Source organism: Neobacillus sp. NPDC093182 (assembly GCF_044754045.1).
Map to the genome: position 1 here is coordinate 636,397 of NZ_JBIVOI010000001.1, position 20,753 is coordinate 657,149.

Consider the following 20,753-nt stretch of genomic DNA (forward strand, 5'->3'; position numbering starts at 1 on the left):
AATGCGTGATGAACGCGGGTTAACATTAGTAGAGGTTTTAGCTACTTTAACAATACTCTCAATTGTCAGTTTAATCATTTGGAGTATCTTCTTCCAAGGTCTTAATTTTTCAAAAAAAGCAACTTCAAAAAACGTTATGATCCAAGAATCTAATATTATTATTTCCAATCTTACAACTATCCATCGCGGAGAAAATAAGTATGAGATAACCAGCACTGGAACAAATAATTGTGAGATAACGGTTACAACAGATATTAGTGATACAGAAAAACAAACTCAGACCTTCACTCATCCTCAGATGTGCTTTGAATTTACTTCCGATATTAAGAATAAAAAAGCAGGTGATCCTGAACCGAATAAAATAAATCCAAATGAGAATGATGTTAGTCTCACAATTACCGTTAAAGACAACAATGATCCAACTAACAAAGTAACTACGAGTACTTATCTTTATCGAATGAAAGGAGTTGGATATTAGTGAATAATTCTAAGAACGAACTAGGATATGCTCTCATTACAGTAATGCTAATTATAACAGTCTTTACTGTTTTAGGTTTCACCTTCACGGCGATGGCCTTTAATAGCGTTAAGCAGACACAAAAAGTAGAGAAAACATCTCAATCAGTAGCTTTAGCAGAAATGGGAGTAGCCTATTTAGATGTTGCCATTCAAGAGATCTTAAAAAATACTAAAATTGACATTGAGGGAAAAGTAGCAAGGAAAGAACTAATATCTGTACCACAAGTAATAGATTACATGAAATCATCCCTAAAAATCGGAATTAAAAATATTACACCCGAACAGTTAGATCCAAACTCATCTTATTCCATTGTTAAGGATGATGATAAGATTGATATTATAGCAATAGGCAATTTGTTGAAAATAAGAGTTAATGTTACGGGTACAAAAGTTAACCCAAATAGTACTGAGGATGCTGTTAGTACACTATTTGTAGAAATGGCAATTGATAATCTTGGTGATATAAAAATAATAAAAGCAGATGATGCAACTGCCCCTGAAATTACGTTTGGACAAGTAACAAGACCAGATGTAGCGGTTGCAGCTGAATGTACGAATCCATTATCTTTTGCAAATATTGGCCAAAGTAATGGGAACAATGGTAATGGGAACAATGGTAATACGAATAATAATATCATCTGTGCAGATGTAATAATTGATCAGCCAGTAGGCGGAATCAAAACTTATACTGGTCAAAACGATGTAAATGTCGAGAAAGTTTATTCAACAGTTGGTTTAAATTTTACTGGGAATCTTAACAATAGATCTGGATTAGAAATGTATGCTGTTTCATTGCAATTAGGTTCAAACTTTAATAATCCAAAGGATGTAGTTGTAGAAACGAAACACAACCTCACAATTGGAAGTAATGTTCAGAATACCGATCACACTAGTTTTTATGTTGGCGGGCTGCTTGATATTAATAGTCACCTCGATTTAGAAAAAAGTTCTAAAGTATTTATTCGTGGAAAAAGAACTCCAGCTGAAATTACTAATAATACAATGTCTAGAATTAATGGGAAATTAAATATATTAAGTGGTTCTAGAATGTGTGTTAACGGAGACTTAAAAGTAAAAGATGAATTAACCATACCAGAACAATATGGGCTAATCATTAAGGGGAAGGTGTATGACTTCTCTACACCTGCTAGAGTAAAAGAAAATGCTAATATATATTATGTAACAGAATCTACGAATAAAGATTGGTTAAAGACAATGTGTGGAAATACGTTTGACGAAGCCTCTACATTAAACAGTATTGAATGGGGTAACTTAACAAATGCAGTACTAAATGATGTTACTTATAATTAATATTAGAAAAGGTGAAAGAAATTAGTGCTAGTATCACTAAAATCTTTCACCTTTTCTTTTTATCTTTACTTCTCCTAGCCCACTTTTGTTAACAAGAAGAATACTCCGCTACCCGATTTCTCCCAGCCCTCTTCGCCCCAACATACAACGCTCTATCTGCATGTCGGATCAATGCCAACGGATCTTCGGCATCCTCAGGCGCTGTTGCTACCCCAATCGATACAGTTATCTTCGCCTGGTGTTGAGTAGGATCTAATGAATGCTGCAATGTAAATGGCCAATTGGCGATGGCTTGTCTGATCATTTCTGCCATCTGGTAGGCCTCTTCTTTTTGAGCCTCTGGCAATAGCACAACAAATTCCTCGCCACCGTACCTTGCGACAGTTCCACTGGTACCGACTATTTTACACAGTCTTTCAGCTAGTTCACACAGAATTTCATTTCCGCTTTGATGCCCGTATGTGTCGTTGACAGCTTTAAAATGGTCGATATCAAGAATAATCAACGATAATACTTTACGTTCAAACTGAAATAATTTATTGAATTCATCAGTCAGTATTTTTTCAAAGTAGCGATAATTATATAATTTCGTTAACGCACAGCGTTCGCTCTGAGTTTTTGTGAGTTCGTAATGCTTAGCATTTTCAATCGCCACTGCAAAGTAGGAACAAAGAATATCCACTATCATCAGCTGAGATTTTTCGTATGCTCTTTTACGCTTTGAAGCCAGCATTAATACCCCAATGACTTTTTTATTTCTGACAATTGGAACGGCTAATACACTTTCTGCATCACCTGGGAGAAAGCCTTTAGAAAAAGGTTTCCAATCTTTTTTTGAATGATATAAATAACCTTTTCGCTTATCCCATACATAACCGCTAATGCCCTGATTTTTCTTAATTTTAGCTGTCTCAATAGTAATTCCAGTACCACACTGAATGCGGCGGACTAATTGAAGCTCGTCCTCACTGATGACATCAAAAATATAAGCGTAGTCAACCGGAAGCATTTCACTTAGCTTCTGAATAAAAAGGTCAATCACTCCATTAACCTCTAGACGTTCTGCCATTTGATGACCAATTTCAGCAGCTTTTTGTAAATATTCATTGATATTTTGACTTGAATAATAGAGCTTAAAAATGACCGATAAACTTACAAATGGAACCGCCACGATTAATAAAGCTAATAAACCTTGTTGGTTATAAAACATATATAGTACAAAGCCTAGCGGCAAGGTAATAAATGTCGTGATGGTCTCAACAATGAAATCCTTCCCAAAGTAGGATTCCTTACTTTTATAAATGAAGTATAAATAAAAGGAGATAATAACCTGATTCAAAAAGTAATTTACAACTGCATATATCGCCGCAAGCCATATAGCTTGTGGGTCATTTATTAGGCTGGGGCCAGTTTGACCACCTAGTGCGTAGTAGACAGCTCCGCTTACCAAAGATACAAGGAAAAACATGATCAAATTTAGCGGGATACGGAAATATTGTTCCTTTGGAACCCGCAGCCTTAAGAGTAACAAAACAACGGCCGCTTGGGCAAAAATCATTTCTATGAACAAGCCAAAACTTAAAAATGTTGCAAGTGAAACCCATTGAATTAGAAAGATAGGAGTATTATTAATGACCATGGGCATAAATGCCACGACTGATGTTAACGTCAAAAAGGCCAATAAATCCCACCATTGTCCTGAGAAGTGAGGAGGAAAAGCTTGATAGGTAAACCACATTCCTGCAGGTACTAACAACAACCAAACAAGAAAGATTGCTTTCTTCATTTTCGGTTGAACTGCCATTACACTCCCCCTCCCACTTACATTATTTTGAAATTGAGATATACTAATATTATCAAAAATACTTTAACTTGTCATAGTGAAATTTTATTGTTTTTTAAAAATTCACTTAAATACGGCTTAGCCTCAGAGATGAAATATAAGGAACCTGTAACGACTAGTATGGAATCAGGCTGCAGGTTTTGGATACATTTGGAAAGATAAGAATCCCAATGCTCACCGATCCTTTTATTTTTCGAATGACTTAATGAAAACAAATCAATCGCTTCTGCTGCTCGTGGAAAATCAAACGATAAAAATGAGATTTCATCCGCAACTTGGTCCAATTGAGATATCATTCGGTCTAGTTTTTTATCCTTTAATGCTGCAAATACAATATGAATCGTATAGTTAGAATAACGATTTGAAAGTTCATGGACAAGTGCCGAAATTCCCTCATCATTATGCGCACCGTCAATAATCACGAGTGGACTTTTAGAGAGGATTTCAAACCTGCCTGGCCAATACGCTCTCTTTAAGCCTGTCCTTATTGCATGATCAGAGATTGTAAATTCTTCATGATGATTGATAGATCGTGCTGCCATAACCGCTAATGCGGCATTTTCTGTTTGATGCTGGCCAATCATGCTAATTTCTAATTGCTCGAATAGATGATTAGCACTACTTAATGTAAACACCTCGCCAGTTTCTCGTGGACTGTGAGTAGTAATGGCGAAATCCTTGTTCAATGTAAAAAGTGGAGCATGCTTTTTATCTGCCTGTTCTTTTATTACCTTAATGGCTTCCTGATTTTTTACAGCAGTAAAAACAGGAATCTGTTCTTTTATGATACCCGCTTTTTCAAATGCAATTTCCTCGTACGTGTGACCAAGGATGTTCGTATGGTCAAGACCAATATTAGTAATAACAGAAGCTATTGGCTGAATAATATTCGTTGAGTCAAATCTTCCCCCTAAACCTACTTCATAAAGTACAATATCCACCTGATTTACATTGGCAAAGTAATAGAAAGACATTGCTGTGATGACTTCAAACTCAGTCGGACCGCCAAGCTCCGTTTCTTCTAATTGATCTGCAAGCGGAACAATTACATTGGTCAGTTCCAAAATCTCTTCATCACTGATCGGCTGGCCATTAACTGAAATTCGTTCATTAAATTGTTCGATATATGGTGAGGTAAAGGTACCTACAGAATAGCCAGCTGCTTCGACAACCGATCGCAAGAAGGTTACAGTCGAACCTTTGCCATTTGTACCGCCAATATGGACGGTTTTCATTTTTAATTCAGGAGACCCGAGTTTCTCCATCATCCATTCCATGCGGGCAAGACCTGGTTTAATGCCGAGTCTTAATCTTCCATGAATCCATTCAAGGGCTTCGTTATAGGTTGTAAACATTTCTGGCACCCCAACTTTACTTTTCTAAAAGAAGACGAATCCTTAATGAAGGACTCGTCTCGATTTGTTTTTATTATAAACCTTTTAACTCATTTAAACGAGCCTCTACTAACGCTCTTTTTTCGCGATAGTCTTTTTCTTTTGCCCGTTCTTCGGCAACAACACTTTCAGGCGCCTTTTTCATAAAGCCTGCGTTGTTGAGTTTCTTTTCTACTCTTTCTACTTCTTTTGTAAATTTATCGTATTCTTTTGTAAGACGGGCAATTTCCTCTTCGATATTAATCAATCCTTCTAGCGGAAGAATGATTTCCAATCCGGTAATGACTGCCGTCATAGCCTTTTCTGGTGTTTCGAGGCTGGTTCCCATTTGTAATTCTTCTGGGTTACAGAATTTTTCAATATAGGCACGATTTTTTTCGATTGCCTTCAGAACTGAATCATCCTTTGCCTTAACAAGCATTTTAATTTTCTTGCTCATTGGTGTGTTTACTTCAGAACGGATGTTCCGAACAGAACGAATCATTTCCATTAACATCTTCATTTCTTGTGCAGCTTGTTCATCACTGTATGCTGGATTTACCTCCGGCCATTTTGCTGTTGTGATTGATTCTCCACTGTGTGGAAGGTTCTGCCAGATTTCCTCGGTAATGAATGGCATGAATGGATGTAACAAACGCATCGTCTGATCAAGAACATGTGCAAGAATCGAACGAGTTGTTTTCTTGGCAGCTTCGTCCTCACCATATAATGGAAGCTTTGCCATCTCAATATACCAATCACAGAAATCATCCCAGATAAAGTTGTAAAGAGCGCGGCCAGCTTCTCCGAATTCATAACGCTCTGAAAGCTTTGTAACAGTTTCAATGGTTTCATTTAATTGAGTTAAAATCCATTTATCTGCAACTGATTTTTCACCGCTAAAATCAATTTCATCGTAGGTCATGCCATCCATATTCATTAAGGCAAAACGTGAAGCATTCCAGATTTTATTGGCGAAGTTCCAAGTAGATTCAACCTTTTCAAAGCTAAAGCGTAAATCCTGACCTGGAGAGCTTCCTGTTGAAAGGAAGTAACGTAAGGAATCAGCACCGTATTTTTCGATAACATCCATTGGATCCACGCCGTTTCCAAGGGATTTACTCATTTTACGACCTTGTTCGTCACGAACTAAACCGTGTATGAGAACGTCTTTAAATGGTCGTTCACCTGTAAATTCTAGGCTTTGGAAAATCATTCTCGATACCCAGAAGAAAATGATATCATAACCGGTTACGAGTACATCAGTTGGGAAGAAACGCTTGAAGTCCTCTGCTTCCACATTTGGCCAGCCCATTGTGGAGAACGGCCATAACGCAGAACTGAACCACGTATCCAATACGTCTTTATCCTGCTCCCACTTTTCGCTATCTGCTGGTGCTTCGTGTCCAACAAATATTTCACCTGTCTCTTTATGGTACCAAGCAGGAATTCGGTGACCCCACCATAGCTGCCTTGAAATACACCAGTCGCGGATATTTTCCATCCAGCGCAGGTAGGTTTTTTCAAAACGATCTGGAACAAAATTCACTTTGTTTTCTTTACTTTGGAGAGCGATTGCCTCATCCGCAAGCGGCTGCATTTTAACAAACCATTGTGTTGAAAGGTATGGCTCAACTACTGCCCCGCTGCGCTCGGAATGACCAACGGAGTGCAAATGCTCTTCAATTTTGAAAAGAACGCCTTGTTCTTGAAGATCCTTCACAATTTGCTTACGGCATTCAAAACGGTCCATCCCTTTGTACTTACCGGCTCTGTCATTCATTGTGCCGTCTTCGTTCATAACAAGAACACGCTCTAAATTATGACGGTTACCGATTTCAAAGTCGTTCGGGTCATGTGCTGGTGTAATTTTAACAGCGCCAGATCCGAATTCCATATCTACATAGTCATCGCCAACAATTTGGATTTCACGGCCAACGATTGGAAGGATAACGGTTTTGCCGATTAAGTGTTTATAGCGGTCATCCTCCGGATGAACGGCAACTGCTGTATCTCCCAGCATAGTTTCTGGACGTGTTGTTGCTACTTCAATGTGTCCTGAACCGTCTGCTAACGGATATTTCATATGATAGAATGCACCTTGAACATCCTTGTAAATAACCTCGATATCAGACAATGCTGTCTTCGTGGATGGATCCCAGTTGATAATGTATTCGCCGCGATAAATAAGTCCTTTGTTATAGAGAGTAACAAATACTTCACGTACCGCTGCTGACAAGCCTTCATCTAAAGTGAAACGCTCACGGCTGTAATCTAATCCTAAACCTAGCTTTGCCCACTGCTGGCGGATATGGGAGGCGTATTCTTCCTTCCACTTCCATGTTTCTTCAACGAACTTTTCACGTCCTAAATCGTAACGGCTTTTGCCTTCGCTGCGGAGTTTTTCTTCAACTTTTGCTTGCGTTGCAATTCCAGCGTGGTCCATACCCGGGAGCCAGAGAACATCGTAGCCCTGCATTCGCTTCATTCTTGTAACGATATCTTGTAATGTTGTATCCCAAGCATGCCCTAAGTGCAGCTTTCCGGTTACGTTTGGCGGTGGAATAACGATTGTATAAGGCTGTTTGCCCTCGTCATTCTGTGCTTCAAAAAACTTTCCTTTTAGCCACCAATCATAACGACCTTGTTCAATCGACTGAGGATCATACTTAGTCGGCATGGTAATTTCCTTTGTTTCCATTTGACCATCTCCTTAATTTCTCTTTCTGTCTCTTAAGTAAAACAAGACAAACAAAAAACCCCATTCGTCATAAAAGGACGAATGGAGTTTGCTTCGCGGTACCACCTTTTTTCCAACCATAAAAAATGATTGGCTCTTAAATGGATAACGGATTTGCTCCGTCTTCAACTAGCGGGATTGGTTAATCCGTTCATTGAAGAAGCTCAAGGGCGACCTTCCGAGTGTCTGCTTAGGAAACCTTTCAGCTAATGGCATCCCTCTCTTAAAGCAGGTGAACATCGTACTCTTCCCTGTCTGTGCTTTTGTGTTTTTAATTATATTGTTTATACTACCCAAAAAGTGTTCTAGACGTCAATAATGATAACCAATTTTTTTATATTATATACCATTTTGTAAAAAACGTTAAGGAAATAGGGGAATTCATTAGGTGGGAAGAATATACATAAAAGAAATGCCATTTTGGAGAGGAAGGAAGAGATGAAGCGGAGGAAATTTATCACCAAATACTCCTACACTCCCTGGTATCGAACCTGCAGGAGAGTTTGCGAGCAGCTGATTTTGCCGTTTACGATATTTCAATTAATCCGAACAATATTTATACCAACTGTCTTTGACGTCTTATTATTAGCAGTGTTTATTGCGATTGCCGTATCGATTTATTTTGAAATTGTTTAAGAGCCCAATTAGCAATTTTATTGCTGCTGGGCTCCTTCTTTTGCCTGCTTTTCTTGCTCATCGAGTTCCGTCATTCTCATTACTACATATTCGGAATTCTTTAAATGCCAATATTTGCGCTGGAGCATTCGGACAAATTTCAGCTCGTTTTTTGGCTGTTCTTTTTTATAATAGCGTTCGACTACTTGGATAATTGGAATTGGATAAGCTAAATAACTAAAGAATAGCAGTTTTTCATTTGTCTTGAAGGGAAAAAATTTAAAGTAGTGGTAAACCCATTCAACGGCTTCATCATTTCTTTGTGGCTGGGTATTAAACGAACGAGATAAATATGGTAATAAATCATGAATCGGCGAGCCATAGCGGGCATTTTCAAAGTTAATAAAATAGCCGTACCCTCTATCGTCATAAAGAAAATGCTCGGATGATATTTTTCCATGCGTTATAACCATTCGTGCTTTTTCTTCTTCCTTTGTTTTTTCATACCATTCTTCGAATTTGGTTTTTGAAAAGCGAAGTGCCTGACTTATTTCGTTATAGTACAAGCAAAACACCAATTCAAATGGGGACATATAGGTCTTTTTTTCACATTCACCGATAAATCCGTCCAGAAACTCCTGATTCTTATCGAGCACAGCTATCGTTTTTTCGTAGTGCTCTGTCCGCTCCTCTTTATTCACCGTGATGTCTTTAGCAGAAATCGTGTGCAGCCTTGCCAGCTCACGAAAGAGCTGCTGGTGCTTCTGCGTCCGGTCTTCCTTTACTTCATTCGACATCCACGGCATTAAGTAATATAAGGCTTTATCATGGAGAACGGCATATCTTCCGTCCAAGGTCGGATAAATGGGGACAATCCGATTGAAGCCCTTTTGGTAAAGAAGGTGAACATGACGAATAAAATCGGTACCATTTGTCGGTTCAATTTTCTTTAATGCAAAGGTCCCTTTATTGGAATAGATTTTCTTAATATTGCCGTGTTCCTCAACAAAATAAGGTTTTACTTGGTAGTTATTTAAAATGGGTATAAGTGAATCTACCTGATATGTGTCGCGCATCAACATTCATCTGCCTTTCAGCCAGAGCAAAATCCTTAAAAAGATGTGAGCAGGTTAAAAACCCGCTCACCATGTTGTTTGGTTGATTATTTTTTTGCTAATGCGACAGGTACATATAATACTTGACCCTCATATACATCTTGATTGAGCTCAAGATTATTGTAACGCAGCAGATTAGGAACTGATACGTCATAACGGTCGGCAAGACTATCTAGTGTATCACCCTTTTGGACAATACAAACTTTTATTCTAGCTTGATCAGAGCTGTCTTCCTTGCGGGCAAAGAACTCCGTTAATGTCATGGTTTTCTTCTTTGAGGCCTTCTTTTTGACTTGTTTCGGCGGTGCCTCTGGCGAAGAAGAACTCTCCTCTAGAACTGGTTCTTTTGCTTCTACAGGCTGCTCTGCCTCTTGTTCTGCAATTGGCTGTACTGGAGCTTTTTCGAGGATTTCTTCCTCTTGGACGGGCTCACTCGCTTCACTTCGTGCATGTTCAAAAACAACAGGCTGCTGTGGCTGCTGAGGTTCTTCCTCTTCTTCAGGCTCTTGATACGTAAAGGTTGGGAATTTTGGAAAAGCTTCAACCTTTTCCTCTTCTGGCTGTTTTCTTGCTTCAGCCTCAAACAAGAAAGTATCCTCAAATTGATTCTCTTCTGGTTCCGCTTCTTCTTGTTCTTCTGCTCTTGGAACTTCTACTTGATAACGATGGAGAACTTCATATTCCTCTTCTTGTTCCTCAGTTTCTTCCTCTTGTTGTGTTGAATCATACAAACCGCTGATGGTTAATTCTGCTGACAGTTTAAGACAACTGCGCTCTGGAATGGAATAATCAAATGACTCCACAATGACGTCGATATCATAAATGCTTTGAATCCGATTGTTGGGAATGGTAATATCGACAGGAAAACGGTGTGAGAATTCACAAATACCTTCCTCTTGTGGATCCACTCTTTCTACATACTTTTGGTTAGGTACATTTTCTTCCTCTTCCACTGTACTTTCTTCGTCATTTCTATATTCGCCAGTTAGTTCCAGCGAACCACGTATGGTTACGTATTGATCATTTTCCTGGATGGTGATATCCGGGTCTAGAGAAATCGACACAAGTTCAGCCACTTCCTGTCCTTTTCTAAACCACAATGACTCCTCCAAGGAAAATCGCAGGCACGATTGATTCTCCTGAGACAAAGCGACTCCTCCTTTCGTTTCCTTTTAAGCAAAATCACTATGTCACTTACACTCTATGAACCAATAGTTTTATTTATGATAAAAAAGCCTTCTTATGTGAAAAAGTTTGGGTTTTGTTGCATTTAACTATTCACACGAATAAAAAAACACCCGCCAAATAAATGGTGAGTGCCTTAAAAAGTGTTATTTTAGTTTTGAAAAAGCAATTTCTACAGCTTTGATCGTCTTTTCAATATCCTCATCGGTATGTTCCGTAGATAAGAATAGTCCTTCGAATTGAGATGGTGGCAGGAACACACCTTGTTCAGCCATTTCACGATAGTAAGCAGCAAAATACTCTAGGTTAGACGTTTTGGCTGTTTCATAGTTGATGACAGGTTCATTGGTGAAGAAGAAACCAATCATCGAACCAGCACGGTTAAAGGTAACAGGAATATCATATTTTTCAGCCGCTGCTGTAATTCCTTTTTCAAGTAAATCACCTAAGCGCTTGAACTCTTCGTAATGCTCTGGTGTTAATTGACTTAAGGTCTCATAACCAGCCGTCATCGCAAGCGGGTTTCCTGAAAGTGTACCTGCTTGATAGATTGGTCCTGCCGGAGCAATCTGCTGCATGATTTCCGCTTTACCGCCGTAAGCGCCAACTGGCAGCCCGCCGCCAATTACTTTTCCAAGACAAGTGATATCAGGTGTGATATTGAAATAGCCTTGCGCACAATTGTAGCCAACACGGAAGCCCGTCATTACCTCATCAAAAATCAGCAATGCTCCGTTATCAGTCGTAATCTCACGAAGTCCTTCTAAGAATCCAGGAAGCGGCGGTACCAGACCCATATTCCCTGCAACTGGTTCAACGATAATACAAGCAATATCATCACCGAACTGTTCGAACGCATATTTAACACCTTCAAGGTCATTGTATGCCACTGTAATCGTGTTCTTAGCCACTCCTTCAGGTACACCAGGGCTGTCTGGTAATCCAAGTGTAGCGACACCAGATCCTGCTTTAATTAATAAGGAATCACCATGTCCATGGTAACAGCCTTCAAATTTCAAAATTTTGTTACGGCCTGTGTAGCCGCGTGCTAAGCGCAGTGCACTCATGGTTGCTTCTGTACCGGATGAAACCATCCTGACCACTTCAATTGATGGTACACGTTCAATCACAAGCTTTGCCAGTTCATTTTCCATTAATGTCGGTGCACCATAGCTTGTACCAAGCTCAGCAACCTTTTTAATTCCTTCAACCACTCTGTCATTTGTATGACCGAGGATAAGCGGTCCCCAAGATAATACGTAATCGATATATTCATTACCGTCGATATCATAGATTTTTGAACCTTTTCCTCTTTCCATGAAAATCGGATCCATGTTTACAGATTTAAAAGCACGAACCGGGCTGTTAACACCGCCAGGCATTAAGTTTTGAGCTTCTTTAAATGCTTCTACTGATTTTGTATATGAGCGCATGATCTGTTCCTCTTTTCAAAGTCGTTATTATTTGTCTTCTTTTAACCAGCGGCACGCGTCTTTTGCTGCATACGTAATAATTAGGTCTGCGCCTGCACGTTTGAATGCGATTAACATTTCCATCACCGTTTGTTTCTCGTCAATCCAGCCGTTTGCAGCAGCTGCTTTGATCATGGAATATTCACCGCTGACGTTATAGGCTACTACAGGTAGATTAAAGTTATTTTTAACATCCCGAACAATATCAAGGTAAGGCATACCTGGTTTCACGATTAGGAAATCAGCACCTTCTGCTACATCGGATTCTGCTTCCCTGAATGCTTCCATTCGGTTTGCAGGGTCCATTTGATACGTTTTACGATCACCGAATTGTGGTGCACCTTCTGCTGCCTCACGGAAAGGTCCGTAAAAGGCAGAAGCATATTTAACTGCATAAGACATGATCGGGATATCTTTAAATCCTGCTTCATCCAAACCAGCACGAATCGCTGCCACAAAACCATCCATCATATTCGAAGGGGCAATAATATCCGCACCTGCTTCGGCTTGGGCGATGGCTGTTTTTACCAGTAATTCAAGAGACTCGTCGTTTAAAATTTTGTCACCTTCAACCATACCACAGTGTCCGTGGCTGGTATATTCGCACAAGCACGTATCCGCAACAATAATTATTTCTGGATAATGTTCTTTAATCCATCGGGTTGCCACTTGGATAATGCCATGGTCATGAAATGCTTGTGTACCGCACTCATCTTTTGTGGTTGGAATACCGAATAATAAAACAGACTTAATTCCATGTACAACGATATCGTCCATTTCAGCTTGAAGATTATCCATTGACACTTGGAATACACCTGGCATTGAAGAAACTTCTCTGCGAATGTTTTCACCTTCATAGATGAATAACGGATAGATGAAGTCGTCTGGTGTTAGGTGGTTTTCTCTAACGAGTGCACGCATATTAGCGCTTGTACGTAATCGGCGATGACGTGAAAATTGAAGTTCCATTAATATTTACCCCCAAATTCTATTTTCGAATATCATTTTTCTAAAAATTGAATCGTGCATTTAATCATTTCTTTTACTGTATACTCCTCTGGAGAAACGTGGACGGGCAATCCATATCCAAGTAATCTCTTCTCTGTAACGGGTCCAATGCAGCTAATCACACATCTTTTTATATGATTTTCGAGTTTATACTCTTTTACAACGCTCATAAAGTGATTAACAGTCGAAGGACTCGTGAACATTAAGATATCCAGTTCATCATCAGCAAGCATTTTTGCTAGTTTTTCACGACTCTCATCAGGCATATAAGTCTCGTAGATAACGATTTCATCAACGAGGACACCATGGTTACTAAGAGAAGCAGAGATATATTCCCTTGCCAGATTTCCCTTTGGAATCAGCACTTTCGAACCACTCGGTACTATAGGCAAGAACTCGTCCGTAAATACCTCGGTCACATAGGCGGAAGGTACAAACGCTGCTTTAAATCCTTGTTCCTGCAGTACCTCTTCCGTTTTCCTGCCAATCACAGCAATTTTCGGAAATGGTTTTTGATTAATATTTTTATAAAAAGAAAAGAACGTTTCGACAGTGACATTGCTAGTAAAAACAATCCAGTCATATGTATGAATCTGATTCATAGCAGATTGTAGCTGCTCTGTGATTTCAATTGGCCGAAATGCAATAAGAGGGATTTCGATTGAAATCCCTCCATACTTTTCGACAAGTTGTGAAAAGGATTTGGCCTGACCTGCACCACGAGGTACCAGGACCTTTTTGTCTTTCAAACCTAATGGTTTTAGCATTGACCTTCGAGCTCCCGTTTAACCTTCTCAATCAGGTCCTTAGCTCCTTTTTCGATTAATAGGTCAGCGGCGGCGATACCAAGCTCTTCAGGATTCGTCCCTCGAAGTTCTTGTTTGAAGATTTCCTTACCCTCAGGCGAACCCACCAAGACATTAAGAACGATTTCATCATTATCAGCAATATAGGCAAAACCAGCAATTGGCACTTGGCAGCCGCCTTCCATTTTATGAAGGAAAGAACGTTCTGCTTTAACGGCTCTTTCTGTTTTCTTGCAAGTGAATTTTTCAAACAGTTCAAGAAGTTCTTTATCATCCTCACGGCATTCGATGGATAATGCCCCTTGACCAACGGCTGGAACACACAGTTCGGCATCGATAAATTCAGTGATCGTTTCTTTTGCCCAGCCAAGACGGGAAAGACCTGCAGCAGCTAGGATAATAGCATCATACTCTTCATCTTGAAGCTTTTGTAATCTAGTATCAACATTTCCGCGGATCCATTTAATTTCTAAATCAGGGCGTTTTGCTAAAAGCTGTGCACTGCGGCGAAGGCTGCTTGTACCAATGATCGCACCTGGCCTCAAATCCATTAATTTAATATGATCTCTTGAAATTAGTGCATCACGGTGGTCCTCACGGAAAGGAATGCACCCAATTGTAAGACCCTCTGGAAGAATAGCTGGCATATCTTTCATACTATGTACTGCCATATCTATTTCTTTATCCATCATGGCTTGCTCAATTTCCTTAACAAACAAACCTTTTCCGCCTACTTTTGACAGCGTAACGTCTTGGATTTTGTCCCCTTTTGTGACAATTTCTTTTACTTCAAATTCAAAGTTGCCGCCAAGCTTTTTAAGCTGTTCTATGACCCAGTTTGTTTGAGTTAGAGCCAATTTGCTGCGTCTAGAACCTACGATAATTTTTCTCATGACTGCCTCCTACGAGTACCAAAAATGAAATGATGATAATTGACCAAATAGAAAAAAGTTAATTAATACAATTAAAAATGAACCGACGTTCCAAAAGGCTAGTTGTCTGCCTGACATATTTTTAACAATACGGAGGTATAAATAGATACTGTATCCGGTTAATAGAATAAATGAACCAATAATTTTCATATCGTACCATGGCATTCCTGGAACCTTTAAAAAGGCCCATTGTAATCCGAGGATTAGACTTAACAACAGCATAGGAACCCCAATTACTACTAATATATAAGAGGATCGTTCCAGCTTGCTTAAATCTGCAAGTCTCAAAAGCCTTGTCCCCCATTTTTTCCTTTTCAATAAATCATATTGAATCAGATAGAGAAGGGAAAGGACAAATGACACAGAGAAGGCCCCATAAGATAGAATGGCCATTGTGATATGTATAAGCAAGAGCTCAGACATTAGCTGATTGCTAATGACATGTGATTCATGGTTAATCGGAGCAAATGTATGAATCGCGATGACGATAAAACCAAGTATATTTGTAAAAAAGACGATGAAATCTACTTTTAATAGACGGTTGATTCCAAGTGATAGAGTTACCAACACCCAGGCATAAAAATAAAGACCTTCAAAGATTGTTAATGCAGGGAATCTTCCCGTTTTTAACATATAGGAAGTTAGAAAGACTGTTTGTAAAACCCATACAAACGCAAGTAACCAGAAGGCGATACGGTTTGCCTTCCGGTTATGGTGAATGAAATCGAAAAAATATAACAACACACTGAAGGCATATAGGACTACTGTCAATTCGTGCAGCCGCGTCATATGGAAGTCAAACATATTCAGTACCTCTTATGACTGAAAGGAAGCCTGCGGTACATGAACCACTGCATTATTCGTTTCGGCTGCTTTCGTTTGTTTTTCTACAAGCTCTTCAATATTAAATATTTTCATAAATAAATCCAATGCCTCTTCAGCGTCTGGACGAGCAGCCAATTCTTTTGCTTGTAAGATAGGGTCTTTTAACAGCTGGTTGATAATGCTCTTTGTATGTTTATTTAAAACCTTAATATCTCTGTCCGATAAATGAGGGAGCTTGCGTTCAATGCTGACCATCGTTTCGGATTGAATCGCAGCTGCCTTATCTCTTAGAGCCGAGATAACAGGAACTACTCCCAGCAATCCGAGCCATTGCTTGAAATCAACAATTTCCTTTTCAATCATCAGCATGATGACTTGAGCCGCTTTCTTCCGCTCCTGAAGGTTTGCCTCAACAATTCCTTCTAAATCATCGATATCATACAAAAAGACACTTTCAAGCTCTGCGATTCTTGGATCTAAGTCACGCGGAACAGCAATATCAACCATAAATAATGGCTTGCCCTTACGCTTTTTCTCAACTTTTTCCATCATTGCTTTTGTAATGACGAAATCTTTTGCTCCTGTTGAACTGATCAGGATATCAGCGTCGATCAAAGAATTTTGAAGATTATCAATCGTTTTGGCCTCACCGGCGAAACGGTTAGCAAGAACTTTCGCCTTTTCAAACGTACGATTGATCACGGTAACTTTTCTTACACCATTGCCATGCAGGTTTTGCGCCGCCAACTCACCCATCTTACCGGCACCAAAAATGAGAACATGCTTATTCTCAAGAGAACCGAAGATTTTCTTCGCTAGTTCAACAGCAGCATAGCTGACTGAGACTGCATTGGCACCAATATCTGTTTCAGCATGCCCGCGCTTCGCAAGTGTAATCGCCTGCTTAAATAGCTGGTTAAAGACGGTACCTGTCGTTCCTAGTTCTTGAGCTAACATAAAGCTGGTACGAACCTGCCCTAATATTTGTGTTTCCCCTAATACCATTGAATGAAGGCCGCATGCCACCTTGAATAAATGCTCCATTGCACCGTCTTCTTCATAAACAAAAAGAAAAGGTGAGAACTCAGATTGTTCAATGCCGAACCATTCAGATAAAAATTCTTTAATATAATAGCGTCCAGTATGCAGCTGATCGACAACCGCATATATCTCTGTACGATTACATGTAGATACAATGATATTTTCTAGGATGCTTTTTTTCGTATTTAATTTTTTTATTGCATCCCCAAGCTCGGCTTCATTAAATGTCAACCGCTCACGGATTTCCACAGGGGCAGTTTTATAGTTTAGACCGATCACTACAATATGCATTTTTGAAGTACACCCCCAATAAGTAATACAAAAACTACTAATACATTATTAACTAGTCTGATTATAACACGGGTTTTTTCAACATTTACCCGAAAAATGTGAACAGAAAACGAAACTATATGTTACTATATATAGGAAAAAAAAGTTGAGTAATAAATAAATATATCATCTTATGTACAGTACCAAAAAAATAGACTAGATTCAAGTAAACCTTTCTGGAAGTGGTGTTAAAATGAAGAATCAGCGTATTTTCCCTGGAATTATTCTTATAGGCTTTGGAGCCTTTCTATTTTTACAGCAATCTGGCTTTACGGCTCTACAAACATTGTATTCCTGGCCGACACTTCTTATTATTATCGGTATCGCTTTTTTAGGACAGGGATATTCTGCAAAGGATCATGAAGCAATCTTACCTGGAGTCATCATCGCAGGTTTTGGCCTTCATTACCATTTAGCCGGTAAAATCTTAATCTGGCCAAACAATACCATCGGCATGCTGGTATTGTTTATATCAATTGGCTATTTTCTTCGTTTTCAAAAAACGAATAATGGCTTGTTTCAAGCATTTCTCTTTTTAGTATTGGCATTATTGCTATTATTTTACGATAAAGTTGCCGAATATCTTGGATTACTTCAAAATGGTCTGAGTTTGGTTTGGAAGTTTTGGCCTGCGGTCATTATTCTTATTGGAATTTACTTTCTTTTTAAAAGAAAAAAATAAACGTCAGGCGAAATCCGCCTGACGTTTTTTCTTACATATAACTTTGCAAAATAGACCACGCTTTATCTTTTCCTTCACCCGTTTCGGATGAGAAAAGGACGATTTGATCATTTTCATCTAGATCCAGCGTTTCCTTCGTTACTTTTAAATGTTTCTGCCATTTCCCTCTTGGGATTTTATCCGCCTTTGTCGCGATGATGATACAGGGTATTCCATAATGCTTTAAGAAATCATACATCATGACATCATCCTGTGTTGGAGGGTGTCGTAAGTCAACAATCAAAACTGCGGCTCTTAATTGCTCTCGGGAGGTAAAATACGTTTCAATCATTCTTCCCCAAGCAGCGCGCTCGGACTTCGAAACTTTAGCGTATCCATAACCAGGAACATCGACAAAGTGAAGAATTTCATTGATCAAATAAAAGTTTAACGTTTGTGTTTTTCCGGGCTTTGACGAAATTCTCGCAAGCCCTTTTCGGTTTAGCATTTTATTGATAAAAGATGACTTACCAACATTCGAACGGCCTGCTAAGGCAAACTCAGGCAAATCTGTTTCGGGGTACTGCTCTGGCCTGACGGCACTGATGACGATATCGGAACTTACTACTTTCATTGCAATCCACCTTCTATTAGTGCATGCCGAAGAACTTCATCGACATGTGAAACAAGCACAAACTCTATTTCATTTCTTACACTTTCTGGAATATCATCAATATCCATTTCATTATCCTTAGGGAGAATGACTTTGGTTAAACCTGCTCGATGAGCACTAAGTGTTTTTTCTTTTAATCCGCCAATCGGAAGCACACGGCCTCTTAGCGTAATCTCACCTGTCATCCCCACTTCACGGCGAATGGCTTTACCAGTGAGTGCAGAAACAAGAGCAGTCGCCATTGTAATACCTGCAGACGGACCATCTTTCGGAACAGCACCTTCTGGAACATGAATGTGAACATCATATTTTTCATGGAAGTCTTCTTCAATTCCAAGTTCACCGACTTTAGAACGGATATAACTAAAGGCAGCCTGGGCTGATTCTTTCATGACGTCCCCTAGTTTTCCTGTCAACACGAGTCTTCCTTTACCTGGCGATAGAGAAACTTCGATTTGCAGCGTATCTCCGCCAACTGTCGTGTAAGCTAGACCAGTGGCAACTCCCACTTGATCCTCTGTTTCTGCCTGCCCATAACGGAATTTAGGTTTGCCAAGGAACTCCTCTACATTCTTTTCGGTAACAACGACACGTTTTTTCTCACCTGAGACAACGATTTTTGCTGTCTTACGGCAAATGGTAGCCATTTGTCGTTCGAGGCTCCGCACTCCTGCTTCACGGGTATAATATCTAACCACCTTAAGAATCGCGTCATCACGGACTTGGAGAATTCCTTTTGTAAGACCATTTTCTTTAATCTGTTTTGGCAGCAGATGGTCTCTTGTAATATGAACTTTTTCAATCTCTGTATAACCGGCAATCGTAATAATTTCCATTCTGTCTAAAAGTGGACCTGGAATCGTTGACAAGTTATTGGCAGTAGCAATGAACATGACTTTTGAAAGGTCATATGTTTCTTCGATATAATGATCGCTAAAATTATGGTTTTGTTCCGGATCCAATACCTCAAGCATCGCAGAAGAAGGATCACCACGGAAGTCGCTGGACATCTTATCAATTTCATCTAATAAAAAGACTGGATTAATCGTACCTGCTTTTTTCATTCCCTGAATAATTCGGCCAGGCATTGCCCCTACATAGGTTCTACGATGACCGCGAATTTCAGATTCATCGCGAACACCGCCAAGGGACACACGGACAAAATTGCGATTTAATGAATTGGCAATCGAACGGGCTAAGCTTGTTTTTCCTACTCCTGGAGGTCCAGCAAGACATAAAATGGGTCCTTTTAAGGAATTGGTCAGTTTCTGAACAGATAAAAACTCCAACACTCGTTCTTTTACTTTTTCAAGACCGAAATGATCCTGATTGAGGATTTTTTCAGCTCGGAGTATATCGATATCATCGTCTGTCTTCTTTGACCATGGAATCGTAATCAGCCATTCAATATAGTTACGAATAACCGCACTTTCTGCTGAGCTTGATGGCACTTTTTCATAGCGGTCAAGTTCTTTTAATGCGGTCTGCTGGACATGCTCAGGCATACCCGCGTTTTTAATTTTTTCAGTAAGTTCAGCGATTTCGCCAGTCTTGCCTTCTTTATCGCCTAATTCCTTCTGGATTGCCTTCATTTGCTCACGCAAATAATATTCCTTTTGCGTTCTTTCCATGGAACGCTTCACACGCTGCCCAATCTTTTTCTCAAGATTAAGCACTTCTTTTTCATTTTGAATAGTAGAAATAACCATATTCATTCGCTGCTTGACATCAATCATTTCAAGAATTTCTTGTTTTTCCTTCAGTTTGATTGGCAAATGTGAAGCAATAATATCTGCCATTCTTCCTGGTTCCTCAATATCAACCACAGAGGCATAGGTTTCCGCGGAGATCTTTTTAGATAACTTTATGTATTGCTCGAAATACTCAAGCATTGTTCTCATTAATGCCTGATCTTCTACATCCTTTGTTGTTGCTTCTTCATAGGTCACAATGCTGACAGCATAATATTCGTCCTCATCATGAAATGATTGTATTATTGCTCTGTTTAGTCCCTCAACCAATACTCTAATGGTCCCATTTGGAAGCTTAAGCATTTGTTTAACCTTCGTTAATGTACCAATTTGGTATAAATCCTCTTCTGAAGGATCGTCTATTGCAATATCCTTTTGTGTTGTTAAAAAAATTAAATGGTCATCTACCATCGCTTTTTCAAGAGCTTCCACCGATCTTTCACGTCCAACATCTAAATGAAGGACCATTGTCGGATATACAAGCAACCCTCGAAGTGGCAGGAGGGGGACGATCAATTCTCTCTCTTTCGCCATTAAATTGCACCTCCACATG

The 20,753-nt window shown here is 39.4% G+C and carries 17 protein-coding genes and 1 other annotated feature; of the genes, 4 read left to right on the forward strand and 13 right to left on the reverse strand.

Annotated features, from left to right (window positions below; all coding sequences use genetic code 11):
• The first annotated feature begins 1 nt into the window (after position 1).
• Together ACIQAA_RS03410 and ACIQAA_RS03415 are read left to right on the forward strand one after the other, a co-directional pair.
• Entirely contained in the window at positions 2-478 is a 477-nt protein-coding gene (locus tag ACIQAA_RS03410; RefSeq protein ID WP_402614973.1) for a prepilin-type N-terminal cleavage/methylation domain-containing protein, read from the forward strand.
• A complete protein-coding gene (locus ACIQAA_RS03415; RefSeq protein ID WP_402614976.1) occupies positions 478-1,830 on the forward strand; it encodes a hypothetical protein in 1,353 nt (450 codons plus the stop codon). The genes ACIQAA_RS03410 and ACIQAA_RS03415 overlap by 1 nt, the downstream gene beginning before the upstream one ends.
• 88 nt (positions 1,831-1,918) lie before the next feature.
• Here ACIQAA_RS03415 and ACIQAA_RS03420 read toward each other — a convergent pair whose 3' ends face one another.
• The 3 genes from ACIQAA_RS03420 to ACIQAA_RS03430 all read right to left on the reverse strand — a co-directional run bounded on the left by ACIQAA_RS03420 (position 1,919) and on the right by ACIQAA_RS03430 (position 7,747).
• A complete protein-coding gene (locus ACIQAA_RS03420; protein WP_402614979.1) occupies positions 1,919-3,634 on the reverse strand; it encodes a sensor domain-containing diguanylate cyclase in 1,716 nt (571 codons plus the stop codon).
• A gap of 71 nt (positions 3,635-3,705) precedes the next feature.
• Positions 3,706-5,028 carry a bifunctional folylpolyglutamate synthase/dihydrofolate synthase gene (locus ACIQAA_RS03425; RefSeq protein WP_402614982.1) on the reverse strand — a complete coding sequence of 441 codons (1,323 nt, stop codon included), beginning with the start codon at positions 5,026-5,028 and terminating at the stop codon, positions 3,706-3,708.
• A 73-nt stretch (positions 5,029-5,101) separates the two neighbouring features.
• Positions 5,102-7,747 (reverse strand): valine--tRNA ligase, encoded by a 2,646-nt coding sequence (locus ACIQAA_RS03430; protein ID WP_402614985.1) that lies wholly within the window; start codon positions 7,745-7,747, stop codon positions 5,102-5,104.
• Between the two features lie 70 nt (positions 7,748-7,817).
• Positions 7,818-8,053 (reverse strand) — a binding site (T-box leader).
• A gap of 171 nt (positions 8,054-8,224) precedes the next feature.
• Between ACIQAA_RS03430 and ACIQAA_RS03435 the strand changes: the two genes are divergently transcribed.
• Positions 8,225-8,422 carry a hypothetical protein gene (locus ACIQAA_RS03435; protein ID WP_402614988.1) on the forward strand — a complete coding sequence of 66 codons (198 nt, stop codon included), beginning with the start codon at positions 8,225-8,227 and terminating at the stop codon, positions 8,420-8,422.
• A gap of 17 nt (positions 8,423-8,439) precedes the next feature.
• Here ACIQAA_RS03435 and ysxE read toward each other — a convergent pair whose 3' ends face one another.
• The 8 genes from ysxE to hemA form a co-directional block, all read right to left on the reverse strand.
• Positions 8,440-9,477: a spore coat protein YsxE gene (gene ysxE, locus ACIQAA_RS03440; RefSeq protein ID WP_402615606.1), complete on the reverse strand. Its 1,038-nt coding sequence runs from the start codon at positions 9,475-9,477 to the stop codon at positions 8,440-8,442.
• Between the two features lie 86 nt (positions 9,478-9,563).
• Positions 9,564-10,664 (reverse strand): stage VI sporulation protein D, encoded by a 1,101-nt coding sequence (spoVID, locus tag ACIQAA_RS03445; RefSeq protein ID WP_402614991.1) that lies wholly within the window; start codon positions 10,662-10,664, stop codon positions 9,564-9,566.
• A 183-nt stretch (positions 10,665-10,847) separates the two neighbouring features.
• Positions 10,848-12,134 carry a glutamate-1-semialdehyde 2,1-aminomutase gene (gene hemL / locus ACIQAA_RS03450; protein ID WP_402614995.1) on the reverse strand — a complete coding sequence of 429 codons (1,287 nt, stop codon included), beginning with the start codon at positions 12,132-12,134 and terminating at the stop codon, positions 10,848-10,850.
• Between the two features lie 27 nt (positions 12,135-12,161).
• Entirely contained in the window at positions 12,162-13,142 is a 981-nt protein-coding gene (hemB, locus tag ACIQAA_RS03455; RefSeq protein ID WP_402614998.1) for a porphobilinogen synthase, read from the reverse strand.
• A gap of 32 nt (positions 13,143-13,174) precedes the next feature.
• Positions 13,175-13,948 (reverse strand): uroporphyrinogen-III synthase, encoded by a 774-nt coding sequence (locus ACIQAA_RS03460; RefSeq protein WP_402615001.1) that lies wholly within the window; start codon positions 13,946-13,948, stop codon positions 13,175-13,177.
• Positions 13,942-14,880 (reverse strand): hydroxymethylbilane synthase, encoded by a 939-nt coding sequence (hemC, locus tag ACIQAA_RS03465; protein WP_402615003.1) that lies wholly within the window; start codon positions 14,878-14,880, stop codon positions 13,942-13,944. Before hemC ends, ACIQAA_RS03460 begins: the two co-directional genes overlap by 7 nt.
• Before the next feature lie 9 nt (positions 14,881-14,889).
• Positions 14,890-15,723: a cytochrome C assembly family protein gene (locus tag ACIQAA_RS03470; RefSeq protein WP_402615006.1), complete on the reverse strand. Its 834-nt coding sequence runs from the start codon at positions 15,721-15,723 to the stop codon at positions 14,890-14,892.
• Between the two features lie 12 nt (positions 15,724-15,735).
• On the reverse strand, positions 15,736-17,076 hold the full coding sequence (gene hemA / locus ACIQAA_RS03475; protein WP_402615009.1) for a glutamyl-tRNA reductase: 1,341 nt from the start codon (positions 17,074-17,076) through the stop codon (positions 15,736-15,738).
• A gap of 232 nt (positions 17,077-17,308) precedes the next feature.
• Between hemA and ACIQAA_RS03480 the strand changes: the two genes are divergently transcribed.
• Positions 17,309-17,797, forward strand: coding sequence for a LiaI-LiaF-like domain-containing protein (locus tag ACIQAA_RS03480; RefSeq protein ID WP_402615012.1), 489 nt, complete (start codon positions 17,309-17,311; stop codon positions 17,795-17,797).
• 31 nt (positions 17,798-17,828) lie between these two features.
• Here the strand turns inward: ACIQAA_RS03480 and yihA are convergent, their stop codons facing one another.
• Together yihA and lon are read right to left on the reverse strand one after the other, a co-directional pair.
• The gene (gene yihA, locus ACIQAA_RS03485) at positions 17,829-18,410 is read right to left on the reverse strand and encodes a ribosome biogenesis GTP-binding protein YihA/YsxC (RefSeq protein WP_402615015.1); all 582 of its coding nucleotides are present in this window, start codon (positions 18,408-18,410) and stop codon (positions 17,829-17,831) included.
• Positions 18,407-20,734: an endopeptidase La gene (gene lon, locus ACIQAA_RS03490; protein WP_402615017.1), complete on the reverse strand. Its 2,328-nt coding sequence runs from the start codon at positions 20,732-20,734 to the stop codon at positions 18,407-18,409. Before lon ends, yihA begins: the two co-directional genes overlap by 4 nt.
• Positions 20,735-20,753: the final 19 nt, after the last annotated feature.